Origin of the sequence: Pseudodonghicola xiamenensis DSM 18339, assembly GCF_000429365.1 — a bacterium.
Taxonomy (GTDB): Bacteria; Pseudomonadota; Alphaproteobacteria; order Rhodobacterales; family Rhodobacteraceae; genus Pseudodonghicola; species Pseudodonghicola xiamenensis.
In genome coordinates, this window is record NZ_AUBS01000010.1 from 1 (window position 1) to 12,979 (window position 12,979).

The following is a 12,979-nucleotide window of genomic DNA, read 5'->3' on the forward strand; positions in this document are numbered from 1 at the left end:
GACTTCTCACGGCCCGGTAAGCCGACCGATAACGCTTTCATCGAGGCCTTTAACGGACGGTTCCGGCAGGAGTGCCTGAACACACATTGGTTCATGAACCTTGCGGATGCCTGCGAAAAAGTGGAGGCTTGGCGGAGATACTACAATGACGAACGGCCACACAGCGCGATCGGGAACAAACCGCCGATCCTGCTGACGAAATCGGGAGGCGCAACCAGCCCGTCACCCCGATCATAGCCGGAAAACTCTGCCCGCCGCTGGTCCAAAGATGGGTGTCGCTTCAAGGTTGAGCAAACTCTACATCAGAACGAGGGAGGTTTCGGGGGGCATGTATGAACTGCCTTCTCCTGCAAGCGATTTGTCGATGTGCGCGTTTCGCGTGATGGCGGGCACTGATTTCATCTGATCGTGGGCAGTGATTTCACGGGAAGGCGGGCACCTGTTTCGCGGGATCGCGGGCATTGATTTCGCGCGATCATGGGCAGGACTGGCCAACGAACTGCAGTTACTCCGCCTCCTGAAGAACAGGAGGATCGGAATGCCGACAGGACGTTTGACCATGCGCCGTATTCGGGACGTATTGAGACTGAGATTTGCCCAAGGGCTGAGCGAGCGTGCGATCGCCGCGTCGCTGGGGCTTGGGAAAGGAAGTGTTGGGACCTATCTGCGCCGCGCGCGCGATGCCGGCTTGGCGTGGCCGCTGCCGGAAGGTCTGGATGACGACAGCCTTGAGCTGTTGTTGTTTCCAAACGCATCGGATGTATCTGACCCGGAGCGTCCGGTCCCGGATTGGGCGGCGGTCGACAAGGATCTGCGTCGGCGCAGCGTGACCCGCATGTTGCTCTGGCAGGAATATCGTGCGCAGCACCCCAACGGGTTTGGTTACACTTGGTTTTGCACTCATTTTGAGGCGTGGAAGGGGCGTGTCCGACCGAGCATGCGGCAGACACATGTCGGCGGCGAAAAGGTATTTATCGACTTTGCGGGTGACACGATCGACATTGTCGATCCGGCCACGGGTGAGGTCAGCGAGGCCAAGCTGTTTGTCGCGGCGATGGGTGCCTCGAGCTATACCTATGCTGTGGCCGTCGCCAGCGAAGGCCTTGAGGACTGGATTGCGGCCCATGTCGGAATGTTCGCCTATCTGGGCGGCGTGCCGCAGGTCGTCGTGCCCGACAATCTCAAGTCAGCCGTGATCAAGGCAGACCGGTATGATCCCGGCTTGAACCGGACCTATGCAGAAATGGCGGAACATTACGGCACGGCGATCCTGCCTGCGCGCGTGCGCAAACCCAAGGATAAGGCCAAGGTCGAGGTGGCCGTTCAGGTTGCCCAACGCTGGATCCTCGCGCGGCTGCGCAATCACAGGTTCTTCTCACTGGCAGAGCTGAATACCGCCATCCGGCCGTTGCTGGACGAACTAAACATGCGCGTCATGCGCGATTATGGGGCCAGCCGGGCGGATCTGTTTGCGACGCTCGATCGCCCAAACTTGCAGCCATTGCCAGCAGAACCCTATGTCTTTGCGCGCTGGAAACGTGCCCGTGTTGCGCCGGATTATCACATCGAGGTGGATCGCTGCTGGTATTCTGTGCCGTTCAGCCTGATCCGGCAGGTGGTTGACGCGCGCATCACCCACAGAACCGTGGAAGTCTTCCATCGCGGCAAGCGCGTCGCCAGTCACCTGCGGGACCCCGGGCGCCGCAGCCATATCACGGTGCCAGAACATATGCCCTCGGCCCATCGCCGCTATGCGGAATGGTCGCCTGGGCGGATCCTCAGCAGTGCTGCAAAGCTGGGACCATCGGTGGCTGCGTTTTGTGACATCGTGATGCAGGACAGGCCGCATCCCGAGCAGGGCTTCCGGACCTGCTTGGGCATACTGTCGCTGGCCAGAAGCTTTGAGCCGGGGCGGATTGATGCCGCGTGTCGACGCGGGATCAGCCTCAAGGCCCGGTCAGTCGCTTCCATTCGTTCCATCCTGAAGACCGGACTTGATCGGGCCTTCATGGAGCCCGAACCCAATGAGCTGCCGCTGCACCACCCCAACATCCGCGGGCAGAAGTATTACCATTGAAAAGGAGAAAACCCTTGTTGACACATCCCACTTGCGACCGCCTGGAGGCGATCGGGCTGAGCGGTATGGCACAGGCCCTGCATGAGCAGCGCCGCGCTGGCGCCATGTTCGAAAGCCTCAGCTTCGAAGAACGGCTGGGCCTGCTTGTTGATCGCGAAGCGGCAGAGCGTGATGCCAAGAGACTGGCAACCCGGTTGCGCTTTGCTGCCCTGCGTCACACAGCCTGCGTTGAAGATATCGATATGCGTAGCCCGCGCGGCATCGATGCAGGTGTCATGGCGCATCTGATCGATGGGGGCTGGATCAACCGCCATGAAAATCTGCTGATCACAGGGCCAACAGGCTTGGGGAAAAGCTGGATTGCTTGCGCCCTCGGGAACAAGGCTTGCCGGGACGATCGGCGCGTCGTCTATCACCGCGTGCCCCGCCTGTTCCAGATGCTGGCCATCGCCAGAGGCGACGGACGGCATGCCCGTGTCCTTAAGGCGATCGAACGCACTGAATTGCTGATCCTCGATGATTGGGGGCTGTCAGTTCTGACACCGACCGAGCGTCGCGACCTGCTTGAAATCCTCGATGACCGCCAAGGTCGCGGCTCGACCATCGTGACCAGCCAGTTGCCTGTCGATCAATGGTTTGAGGTGATCGGAGATCCCACCCTCGCAGATGCCATCCTTGACCGCCTGGTCCACAATGCGCACCGTCTCACGCTGAGCGGCGACAGCATGCGCAGAAAAATGAGAACATTGAAAACTCTTGACCAGGGCGTCGCAACCTGACTCAATATCAACCGTTGGCCAGCCTGCCCGGAGGCGTGAAATGGCTGCCCGCGATGCCGTGAAACGCGTGCCCGAGATCACGCGAAATCACTGCCCAAATCCCGCGAAATGCGCAGTCGATGCCCCGTTGACCCTGCTTCTATGTATTCGGTCTTTCTTCGAGGCCATTCGGTTTGCCTCTGACCAAGATGGGAAGTCGCGCGTCCTGTGTCTCGTTAGCTCATCGGCACTCTGGGGCCATGCTCCCCGTCAGACTGACAAGACGCCGATCGGTCGTTGGTCCATCTCCTCCTCGCTCGCAGATTCCGTTGTTCCCTCGATTACATCGTCCTGATCATGCGCCAGACAGTGCGGTTGGGCGGTATCTCTCACCCGTGGTCAGAATTGCCCAAGCAATCCGCGCCATTTTGTTTGCCATCGCGACGGCGGCGACATTCACATGCGCCCGCTCCTTGAGCCCATCCACCCACCTGGTGATCGGTGAGGTCCTGTCTCGAACAGGGTGCAGAACTGTCCGGGCCCCATGGATGAAGAGCTTTCGCAGGTATCGGTTGCCATGCTTCGATATGCCGATCAGCTTGGCCTTGCCGCCTGTCGTGATCTGTCGAGGAACAAGACCAAGCCATGCTGCGAGATCACGCCCCTTGCCAAAGCTCGAGCCCGTGCCGATTGCGGCAACCAAGGCGGACGCGATGGTCGGGTCGACACCGGGTATTTCCATCAAGCGAAGCATGTCCGCGTCATTCCTGGCGAGTTGCTTGATCTCCACATCCAGGGCCGTCACGCGTCGATTGATCTCGTCCAGCTCGGCGGCCATGTCGGCCAGCATCTGGACGATGCGCGGTGACAGATCGGCAGCGTCTTCGACCGTCAACTTCGTCAGTTCCTTCTGGAAGACATGCCGGCCCGTGCCGACGCGGAGACCACGTTCCATTAGAAACCCGCGGCCCTGATTGATCAGGCGTGTCCTTTCCGTCACCAGGCGCTCTCGTGCGCGGTGCAATGTCTGAAGGTCGAGCTGCTCTTCGGATTTGATGGCGACGAACGACATGGTTGGTCGAGTGGCGGCTTCGGCGATCGCTTCGGCATCACGGTCGTCGTTCTTGTGGACCTTCACATAGGGCCGAACGTAAAGTGGCGATATCAGACGAGGGTCATGCCCTTGCTGGCGGCAGAAGCGACCAATGTGGTGTGCGCCACCACAAGCTTCCATGGCTACGATGCAGGGCGACAGGGCGCTCAGGAAATCCAGAAGCCTATGCCGCTGGAGACGCTTCCGGAAGATAACCGCCCCCGCCTCATCCAGCCCCGCGAGACTGCAAACCGTCTTGCCCAGATCAATGCCTAAAACCTTAATGTCCATCGGATGCTCCTCTCCTCTGCCAATCCCGCCACGATAGCAGCGGGTCGGTGGGTAGGCAGTTCATCCCATTAGGTCATCCTCCTGGAGCCGCTTCAGTTCCTTCAATTGATCTACGCCCATTCCGCCATACTGCTTGCACCAGCGATAATACGTCTGTTTAACAACGCCGATCTGTCGGATTGCGTCGAGACGGGACATGCCCTGTCCCATCAGCACCTCAACCTGTCGTAACTTCGAGACAATCTCTTCGGGCTTGAGTCGTGTAATCGCCGGACGTAATCTCCCCAAAACCGCCGTTTGAAAAATCCCCAGCCATGAGCGGCAGGGCCAATTCCGAACCTCAAATATTCGGAATTGGCGCTGCCGCGGGACACAGGCCTGATGCTCCAAATAAAGACTGACAGGGGGCAGGCAGGTGAAGGGACTGAGGGAGATCGTTTTGATCCATGATCTGAAGAAACAGGGTCTCAGCATTTCCGCGATCGCGCGGAAAGTTGGCTGTGACCGCAAGACCGTGCGGAAATACCTCGACCGTGGACTGGAGGCGCCAGTCTACGGCCCGCGCCGACCACGGGCGCGGATGATCGAGCCCTATGAACGCTATTTGCAGGAGCGTGTTCAGGCTTTCCCGGATCTGAGCGGCGCGCGCCTGCTGCGCGAGATCCGGGAACTGGGCTACGAGGGCGGCTACACCATGGTGACCGATTTCCTGCGCGAGGTCCGCCCGCCCAGGCGGACGCAGTTCGAGCGCCGGTTCGAAACCCCGCCGGGCAAGCAGGCCCAGGTCGATTTTGCCGAGTTCACCGTCGAATTCAGCGACGAGCCCGGCGTGGCCCGCAAGGTTTGGCTGTTCTCGATGGTGCTCGGGCACAGCCGCTGGCTCTGGGGCCGGTTCGTTGCCAGCCAGAACCTGCAATCTGTCCTGCGCTGTCACATCGCGGCCTTCTCGGACATGGGCGGCGTGCCTGAGGAAATCCTCTATGACCGGATGAAGACGGCCGTGATCGGCGAGGACGAGGCGGGGGTGGTGACCTTCAACACCTCCCTGGTGGCGCTTCTGAACCATTATGGCGCGGTGTCACGTGCCTGCCAGCCGTATCGGGCCAAGACCAAGGGCAAGGTCGAGCGCCCGTTCCGCTATATCCGGCAAGACTTCTTCCTGGCCCGCACGTTCCGCAACATGGACGATCTCAACGCCCAGTTTGACGCCTGTCGGACCGAGGTCGCCAATCCGCGCGTCCACGCCACCACCCGGCGCGTGGTGGACGAGGCCTTTGCCGAGGAACAGCCTAACCTCAAGCCTCTTCCGGCGATCCCTTATAGCGCTGTGCTGACCGTGGAGCGCCGGGTGAGCAGGGACGGGATGATCTCGGTCGGCGGCAGCTTCTATTCCGTCCCGGACACCACCCGGCGTCGCACGCTCGAGGTCCAGCATCACGCCACCGAGTTGCGGATCTACGAGGACGGTCAGTTGATCGCCCGTCATCCGGTTCTGGAAGGCAAGGCGCGCCGCCGCGTCGACCCGGCCCATCGCAAGGCGCCGCCGCCTAGATCATCCCTGTCGCGATCCTCGCAGGGGCTGCGACGACCGCTCTCGGCGTCGCAGCCGTCAAGGCCGGCAAGAGCGTCTACCGCGCGACCCTGGCCGATCTGATTGCAGCGTTGAGCCAGGCCGAGCGGGAGGGCCGGCTGGCCGAGAAGATCCGTTTCTATGCCCGGGCGTCTCTGCTGATCGTCGACGAGATCGTCTACCTCCCCATCACCACCGGCGGCGCCAATCTGTTCTTCCAACTCGTCAACGCCCGCTACGAAAAGGGCGCCATGATCCTAACTTCAAACCGCGGCTTCGCCGAATGGGGCGAGGTCTTCGGCGATCCCGTCGTTGCCACCGCGCTGCTCGACCAGCTCCTGCACCACGCCGTGGTCATCCAGATCGAGGGTGCCAGCTACCGCTTGCGCGGCCATGCCGACCTCATACCCGAGCATGTTTGCGCCAACGCCCCCATCACCCCACCACCGCCGCCAAATCGACGCGGGCGGCCACCCAAAACAAAAAACGGAGCTACAGATCACTGACGCCGGCTGATCACCGGGACCAAGCAAGTGGGGAATTTTACTTCGGCACTTTTGGGGAAAGTTCAAACGGCGTTGACAAGTCGCTTGTTTGCCATTCTCGGTCCTCCGTTTCCTAAACATAGCGGTGGACCAGTTCAGTTGGGGAGGCTCACGCGCGAGCGCGTTGTCTTCGGCCGTCCAATCGATCAGAACCAGGCGATCCAGCATCCGCTTGCCGCGGTGTGGATGCGTCTTCAAGCGGCGGAACTGATGACCTACAAGGCCGCCGCGCTTTACGATCAGGGCAGGCCCTGTGGGCTGGAGGCCAATACCGCGCGCAACCTCGCAGGCTCGGCAGCCTACGAAGCAGCGTTCCGGGCGGTGCGCACCCATGGCGGCTTTGGCTTCGCGCAGGAATACCACGTCGAGCGCTACTTTCGCGAAAGCGTGCTGAACTTCATCGCGCCGGTCAGCGAGGAACTGATCCTCTCCTACGTGGCCGAGAAGGCACTGGGGATGCCCAAGTCCTACTGACCCTTCGCCCGTATCGCGATTCCGCCGGGTCGTGCCCACCCTCGACGCTGACGACCGTCGAGGGTGGGGCGGCCAAGGCCCTTTTTCAGAACGCGTTCAACCCGGTCAGGTTTCGCCCGATCACCAGCTTCTGAATTTCGGTGGTGCCATCCGGGATCGGCATGACCTTCGCATTGCGGAAGTGCCGTTCAACGGGGAACTCCTTGGTGATGCCGTTGCCGCCGTGGATTTGCACCGCTTTGCCGGCGATTTCGACGGCCATCTCGGTCGCATACCATTTTGCCATCGAGGTCTGGGTGTCGCAGCGCACGCCCAGATCCAAGAGTTGCAGCCCGCGTTGGCACAAAAGCCGCCCGGCATCGAGATGTGTGGCCATGTCGGCCAGATAGCCCTGGATCAACTGATGCCCGCCAATCGGTTTGCCATGCTGCTCGCGTTCCTGCGCATATTTGACCGCACATTCCAGCGCCGCCTGGGCGATGCCGATGCTGGTCAGGCCAACAAACACACGCGCGCTTTCAAACAGTTTCAAGGTCTGGAACAGACCGCCGCCGGAATTGCCCAGAACGTGGGCCTCCGTGGTTTCGGCCTGATCAAAGAACAATTCGCAGGTCGAGGCACCGACAAGCCCCATCTTGCGCAACTCGCGGCTTTCATAACCGCCGGTGTCGCGATCGACGATGACCATGGAAATCCCGTCGTCCAGATTGCAGACTACAATGGCAAAGTCCGATTGCGCCCCATTGGAAATCCAGAGCTTCTGGCCAGTGACGAAAATCTTGTCGCCCCTGCGTTCTGCGCGGGTCTTGACCTCGCGCACGTTCGAGCCGACTTCCGGCTCGGAAATGCAGGTGGCACAGATCCGTTCGCTGCGCAGGAGTGGCTTCAGATAGGCCTCTTTTTGCGCCGCGTCGCCCAAAAGGTTGACCGCAAACACCGCGTGGCCCTGGATCAGCACCGCAATCGCCAGATCGGCCCATATCCGGGCCAGTTCCTCGTAAAGGATGCCATAGGTCATGCGGTCGATTCCGGCGCCGCCGTCCTCTTCCGGAATCAGGCCGCTGATCAGCCCGAATTCCTCGACCTTGGCGAACAGGGATTTCAGCGTTTCCGCATCGGGCGGGTGGCCGAGGTTCTCGTATTTCTCGGCCAGCGGCGCGAATTCCGCCTCGGCCATCTTGCGGAAGTTTTCCAGCAACATGCGTTGCTCATCTGTATAGATTGCCTGAGCGGCGGCGATCACGTTTTCCATTGTTCTTTTCCTTGTTTCAGCGGCCAAGAATGGTGACGCAGGCGGCCGCTTCTTCTACCCCGTGCAACCCCCCGCCGTTTTCGGCGATGGCGTTCTTTGCCCCTTCGACCTGACGCGCGCCAGCTTCGCCGCGCAGTTGCGTGACCAGTTCGAAAACCTGCCCTATCCCTGTGGCACCGACCGGGTGGCCCTTGGATTCCAACCCGCCCGAGGGGTTCACCGGAATGCGTCCGCCGATCTTTGTCTCGCCGCGCAGACTGGCGGGACCGCCCTCGCCGAATTCGACAAACCCGAGGTTCTCGATCTGGATCACTTCGCCCACGGCCGTGGCGTCATGCACTTCGGCCACCGATATATCCTCGGGGCCGATCCCGGCCTGTTCATAGGCCTCAAGCGCGGCAAGCCGGGTCAGGTGGTTCTTGTAATCTTCCGGCGGACGGTCGGTGCCCGAGCGCAGGATCGCGGCCTTGACCTTGATGGCGCGGGCGGGATCGAGGCCCAGACGTTTTATCCCCTCGCCGGTGCATAAAACGGCCGCAGCGGCCCCGTCTGAGATCGGGGCGCACATCGGTAGGGTCAGCGGATAGGTGATCGGCGGCGCGGCCAATACCTGATCGACGCTCATGGCTTCTCGGTATTGCGCCAGTGGATTATGCACGGAATGCGCATGGTTCTTGGCGGAGACGGCAGCAAACTGCTCCTGCGTGGTGCCGAAAGTTTTCATGTGAAGCCGCGCGAAACCTGCGTAGACATCCATGAATACACTATAAGGCTTGGGCGATTTCGATCCTTCGGGTTCCTCGACCCCTGCACCCAGATCGGCCAGCCGTTGCGCGACCTCTTCGCTGTTGCTGACGTCCCAGCCGCTGTCGAAGGCCGAAAACATCAATGCACGGTCGTCAGAATACATCTTCTCGGCGCCCACGGCGAGACAGCAGTCGCCATTGCCGGCCTTGAGGAAATCGACTGCCAGTTTGAACCCGGTCGAGGCGCTGGCGCAGGCGTTTTCAACATTCACCACCGGAATGCCCTGAATGCCCATTTCACGCAGCGCGATTTCGCCCCGTATCATGTGCTGGCCCTCCATGTGGCCCTGCACCGCGTTCGAGAAAAATGCGCCGTCAATGCGATCGACCGTCAGCCCGGCGTCAGTCAGTGCGGCGGCGACGGCATCGCCCGTCAGGTCCTTGATCGATTTGTCCCGGAATTTCCCGAACGGTGTCATCCCGACGCCAACAACGTAGATATCCTGCATTTTGCAGTCTCCCTGTTCAGTAGCCGCGAAACTGCGGTTTGCGCTTTTCATTGAAAGCCGCCAGCCCTTCGCGCATGTCCCAGGAACGCATATGCGCGCGCAGGTTCAGCATCTCTTCGGCCAGGGCGGCGGTTTCGTCCACGTTCAGCGACCGGTTCGCCACCTTCTTCATGCGGCGCAATACGGCGGGGCTCTTGTCCGCCAGCCGGTCGGTGAAAGCCTGTACGGCGTCGCGCAATTCTGCGTCCGGCACGACCTTGTTCACCAACCCCCAGTCCATCATGTCCTGGGCCGAAATGTTCTCGCCCGAGAATAACAGGAATTTCGCGCGGTTCAGCCCGACCCGCCGCGGCAGGATCGCCGCGCCCCCCGCGCCCGGAAAGACGCCGAAATTGGAGTGAGCATCACCCAGTTGCGCGCTTTCAGCGGCAAAGACCAGATCGCAGGCCATAACCATTTCCAAACCGCCCGCCATGGCCAGCCCGTTTACGGCGGCGATCACTGGCTTGGGGCCGTGACGCATTAACCCGAAGGTGTGTTCGACGAGATCGAGAAGGTCGGGTTCGCCGGGTACGTGCTTGGCACCGGCGACCTCCTTGAGGTCCGCACCGGCGCAGAACGCCCGCCCGGATCCGGTCAGGACAATGGCGCGAACCGCGTTATCGGCAATCGCGGCTTCAAGCGCGTCCGCCATTTCCCGTAGCATCTGCATCGACATGGCGTTCAACTGGTCGGTCCGCTGAAAAGTGATCCATTCGGTTCCAGCCACACGTTCGACGGACAGGGTCTTTGGCACTTCAGTCATCTTAACCTCCTGAAGAACAATAATAATTTTTAGTTCTGGCTTGCTTTTCCCGACGGATCGAGTTGCTATGGACGGGACCCGCCCGCGGGAAAAACAAGAGCTGGAGACTGATATGAGCACTGCACCCCTGGCCGGCCTGAAGATTCTCAGCCTCGCTGAACAATTCCCGGGTCCCTATGCGACCATGCTGTTGTCGGACATGGGGGCCGAGGTGACCATGATCGAACGACCGGGAGTCGGCGATCCGGCCCGTCAGTTTCCGCCTCTGTTTAGGGCCCTGAACCGCGGCAAACGCAGCGTGGCGCTCGACTTGAAATCCGCTGATGGCCTCGCACAATTTCGCTCCCTTGCGCAAACCGCCGATGTCATCGTTGAAGGGTTCCGCCCCGGAAAGCTCGCGGCGCTCGGTGCCGGTTTCGAGGACATGCGTAGTGCTAATCCGCGGCTGGTCTACGTGTCGATTTCGGGATACGGGCAGGATGGCCCTTATCGAGACAGGGCGGGGCACGATCTGAGCTATGAAGGGGTTGGAGGTTTGCTGGCCGATCAGGCCGATGCAAAGCAGCCCGGCCCTGTGCCGCCGATCCCCCTTGCGGATGTTGGCGCGGCGTTGTTCGCGGCGATCGCAATCCTGTCGGCGGTGGTGTCGAGCCAGCGCACAGGGCAGGGGCGTTACGTGGACGTGTCCATGTCGGATGCGGTGGTTTCGATGTTGACCGCATTCCTCGCTCCCGCCGCCAATGGAACACCGCTGGGCGAATTTATCGCCGAGCCGGGCTATGGCGTGTTCACCTGCAAAGACGGCAAGCTCTTGACCTTGTCCATCGCGCATGAGGACTGGTTCTGGAAACCGTTCTGCGATGTGATCGACAGGGCGGATCTTGCGCCGTTGACAGGCCGCGACCGTGTCGCCCGCAAGGTCGCGCTGCGCGAAGAAATCGCGGCGATTTTGGTCGGCAAGACGCGCGCCGAATGGGGCGACCTTCTGGATAAGGCGGGGGTGCCATGGGGTCCGGTCAACTCCCTGGTCGAAACGCTGGACGACCCCCATGTGCGTGCGCGCCAGCTGCTGCGCAAGATTACGCATGACGGCGGCAAGGCCGAGACTTTTATTGTCCAGCCGTTGAAATTTGATGGATTCGAAACCGCAACACCGAATCTGCCCCCTGAACTCGGGGCAGATAATGACAGCGTTTTTTCGGACGACGCCAACTAGAGGCGGCGGTTGGCCGATGTCGGCTCTAGCAGGCAAACGAATACCCTCCATTCACTGGATAGGTCTGTCCGGTGATCCAGCTGGCAGCATCCGAGCAGAGGAACAGGATCATTCCGGCGGGGTCTTCCGGCTCGCCCAGCCGGCGGATCACGTATTGCGACAATGCCCGCTTCTCGGTCTCTGCATCTGGGATCAGGTCGGCGACAGCCGGAGTTCTTGTGCCCCCCAAGGCGACGCAATTCGCGGTGATCCCGAACCGACCACCGGCTTTTGCAATTGCCCGCATGAAGCCGGCCGCACCGGCCTTGGCCCCGGAATAAACCGCCAGATGCGGTTCACCGACACGGCCGGCGTCGGAAATGACGGTCACAATGCGCCCATAGCCACCGTTGACCATCAACGGCATGGCGTGACGGGTGCAGTTCAGCACCCCATCGAAATTGGTGGCCATCCAGCGGCGCCATTCGTCGGGATCGGATTCCCAAAACGGGACCAGATCGTCGAGCCGCGATGTCGGCCCGGCGTTGCCCGCATTGTTGACCAGAATATCCACGCCGCCAAATGTGGTCTGCGTTTCGGCAAACGCCGCGCCAACCGCATCGAAATCCGAGACGTCGAAGGCGAGCGGCAGAGCATTTGCACCCGCTGCCTCCACTTCCGCGGCAACGCTTTCGGCCCGTTCTGCATGAAAATCGTTGACAACGACGGCACCGGCTCCGTGTTCTGCCAGATAAAGCGCGACTTGCCGACCAACGCCTTGCCCCGCTCCGGTTACAAATGCGGTACGACCTTTGATGGAAAGCAGGTTACTCATCTTCGTTCCTTTCTATCCCAGCCATCTCTTCCGGCGGCGATAGTGTTTGATATCTCGATAGCTTTTGCGCTCGCCCGATGCGGTGACGCCGAGATAAAATTCCTTGATGTCCTCGTTGTCCGCGAGCTTGTCGGCAAGGCCGTCCATCACGATCCGGCCATTCTCCATCACATAGGCATAGTCGGCGATCGACAGCGCCGCGGCACTGTTCTGTTCAACCAGGAAAAAGGTCGTGCCTTCTGACTTGAGCTGCTTGAGCACTTCGTAAACATCCCGGATCATCATCGGGGCCAATCCCAACGACGGCTCGTCGATCGCGATAATCTTGGGGCTGGCCATCATGGCCCGGCCGATCAGAAGCAGTTGCTGTTCGCCGCCAGACATGAAGCCAGAGGTGCGGTTGCGCAGGTCCGCAAGCCGGGGCATCAAGGCGTAAACATGGTCCAGGCGCTTTTTCAGCTCGGCGGAGTTGGGCACCATGTGTCCGCCGACGATCAGGTTTTGCTCTGACGTCAGATGCCGCAAAACGCGCCGCCCTTCCATCACATGGATGAGACCGTTCTTCACGACTTCCGAGGCTTCCATGTTCTGAATGGGAGTTCCGTCCAGAACGATGGACCCCGCCGAAACGGTTCCATCCTCGGATTTGAGCGTTCCCGAGATGGCTTTAAGCGTCGTGCTTTTTCCTGCGCCATTGCCACCGAGCAGAGCAACACATTGTCCCGCACGGACTGTCATGGACACGCCTTTGAGCGCCAGGATGACGTCGGAATATGTCACCTCTACGTTGTTGAGTTCCAGCATGGTCATATTGCCCGGGGCTAAGGAT

At 60.8% G+C, this 12,979-nt stretch carries 13 protein-coding genes and 1 pseudogene; 7 read left to right on the plus strand and 7 right to left on the minus strand.

All coding sequences use genetic code 11. The features are described from left to right. The 3 genes from G455_RS26015 to istB all read left to right on the plus strand — a co-directional run. Positions 1–237, plus strand: a 237-nt coding sequence (locus tag G455_RS26015) for an integrase core domain-containing protein (RefSeq protein ID WP_154664376.1), incomplete at its 5' end; no start/stop codon positions are given. 301 nt (positions 238–538) lie between these two features. After that, on the plus strand, positions 539–2,077 hold the full coding sequence (istA, locus tag G455_RS0111690) for an IS21 family transposase (RefSeq protein ID WP_028093881.1): 1,539 nt from the start codon (positions 539–541) through the stop codon (positions 2,075–2,077). Positions 2,078–2,091: 14 nt separating this feature from the next. Next, positions 2,092–2,856, plus strand: a complete 765-nt coding sequence (gene istB / locus G455_RS0111695) for an IS21-like element helper ATPase IstB (RefSeq protein WP_028093882.1) — start codon at positions 2,092–2,094, stop codon at positions 2,854–2,856. Between the two features lie 334 nt (positions 2,857–3,190). Here the strand turns inward: istB and G455_RS0111700 are convergent, their stop codons facing one another. Beyond that, positions 3,191–4,219 (minus strand): IS110 family RNA-guided transposase, encoded by a 1,029-nt coding sequence (locus G455_RS0111700; RefSeq protein ID WP_028093883.1) that lies wholly within the window; start codon positions 4,217–4,219, stop codon positions 3,191–3,193. A gap of 72 nt (positions 4,220–4,291) precedes the next feature. Next, positions 4,292–4,486, minus strand: a pseudogene (locus tag G455_RS23905) (transposase); the annotation flags it as partial. Positions 4,487–4,634: 148 nt separating this feature from the next. On the opposite strand from G455_RS23905, the gene istA (G455_RS23910) reads away from it, so the two are divergent. The 3 genes from istA (G455_RS23910) (at position 4,635) to G455_RS0111720 (ending at position 6,808) form a co-directional block, all read left to right on the plus strand. Continuing rightward, positions 4,635–5,873 carry an IS21 family transposase gene (gene istA / locus G455_RS23910; protein ID WP_078522926.1) on the plus strand — a complete coding sequence of 413 codons (1,239 nt, stop codon included), beginning with the start codon at positions 4,635–4,637 and terminating at the stop codon, positions 5,871–5,873. Beyond that, complete coding sequence (locus tag G455_RS23915) at positions 5,861–6,295, plus strand: ATP-binding protein (protein ID WP_276202913.1); 435 nt, start codon at positions 5,861–5,863, stop codon at positions 6,293–6,295. The genes istA (G455_RS23910) and G455_RS23915 overlap by 13 nt, the downstream gene beginning before the upstream one ends. 84 nt (positions 6,296–6,379) lie before the next feature. Beyond that, entirely contained in the window at positions 6,380–6,808 is a 429-nt protein-coding gene (locus G455_RS0111720) for an acyl-CoA dehydrogenase family protein (protein WP_240474627.1), read from the plus strand. Positions 6,809–6,893: 85 nt separating this feature from the next. On the opposite strand, the gene G455_RS0111725 is transcribed toward G455_RS0111720, so the two are convergent. The 3 genes from G455_RS0111725 to G455_RS0111735 are packed head-to-tail and all read right to left on the minus strand — an operon-like array spanning position 6,894 to position 10,120. Next, complete coding sequence (locus tag G455_RS0111725) at positions 6,894–8,060, minus strand: acyl-CoA dehydrogenase family protein (RefSeq protein WP_035366638.1); 1,167 nt, start codon at positions 8,058–8,060, stop codon at positions 6,894–6,896. A gap of 16 nt (positions 8,061–8,076) precedes the next feature. Further along, positions 8,077–9,315, minus strand: a complete 1,239-nt coding sequence (locus G455_RS0111730) for a thiolase family protein (RefSeq protein ID WP_028093886.1) — start codon at positions 9,313–9,315, stop codon at positions 8,077–8,079. A gap of 16 nt (positions 9,316–9,331) precedes the next feature. After that, positions 9,332–10,120, minus strand: a complete 789-nt coding sequence (locus G455_RS0111735) for an enoyl-CoA hydratase/isomerase family protein (RefSeq protein WP_051312414.1) — start codon at positions 10,118–10,120, stop codon at positions 9,332–9,334. A 112-nt stretch (positions 10,121–10,232) separates the two neighbouring features. Here G455_RS0111735 and G455_RS0111740 point away from each other — a divergent pair, with 112 nt between their 5' ends. Next, a complete protein-coding gene (locus G455_RS0111740) occupies positions 10,233–11,336 on the plus strand; it encodes a CaiB/BaiF CoA transferase family protein (RefSeq protein WP_035366655.1) in 1,104 nt (367 codons plus the stop codon). 25 nt (positions 11,337–11,361) lie between these two features. Here the strand turns inward: G455_RS0111740 and G455_RS0111745 are convergent, their stop codons facing one another. After that, positions 11,362–12,150 (minus strand): SDR family NAD(P)-dependent oxidoreductase, encoded by a 789-nt coding sequence (locus tag G455_RS0111745; RefSeq protein ID WP_028093889.1) that lies wholly within the window; start codon positions 12,148–12,150, stop codon positions 11,362–11,364. A gap of 12 nt (positions 12,151–12,162) precedes the next feature. Continuing rightward, complete coding sequence (locus tag G455_RS0111750; protein WP_028093890.1) at positions 12,163–12,954, minus strand: ABC transporter ATP-binding protein; 792 nt, start codon at positions 12,952–12,954, stop codon at positions 12,163–12,165. Positions 12,955–12,979 lie beyond the last annotated feature (25 nt).

Excerpts from the sequence above, each read along its gene's own strand:
- istA (WP_028093881.1), top strand. The coding sequence starts at position 539 with ATGCCGACAGGACGTTTGACCATGCGCCGTATTCGGGACGTATTGAGA.
- G455_RS0111700 (WP_028093883.1), bottom strand. The coding sequence starts at position 4,219 with ATGGACATTAAGGTTTTAGGCATTGATCTGGGCAAGACGGTTTGCAGT.
- G455_RS0111725 (WP_035366638.1), bottom strand. The coding sequence starts at position 8,060 with ATGGAAAACGTGATCGCCGCCGCTCAGGCAATCTATACAGATGAGCAA.
- G455_RS0111730 (WP_028093886.1), bottom strand. The coding sequence starts at position 9,315 with ATGCAGGATATCTACGTTGTTGGCGTCGGGATGACACCGTTCGGGAAA.
- G455_RS0111735 (WP_051312414.1), bottom strand. The coding sequence starts at position 10,120 with ATGACTGAAGTGCCAAAGACCCTGTCCGTCGAACGTGTGGCTGGAACC.
- G455_RS0111740 (WP_035366655.1), top strand. The coding sequence starts at position 10,233 with ATGAGCACTGCACCCCTGGCCGGCCTGAAGATTCTCAGCCTCGCTGAA.
- G455_RS0111745 (WP_028093889.1), bottom strand. The coding sequence starts at position 12,150 with ATGAGTAACCTGCTTTCCATCAAAGGTCGTACCGCATTTGTAACCGGA.
- G455_RS0111750 (WP_028093890.1), bottom strand. The coding sequence starts at position 12,954 with ATGCTGGAACTCAACAACGTAGAGGTGACATATTCCGACGTCATCCTG.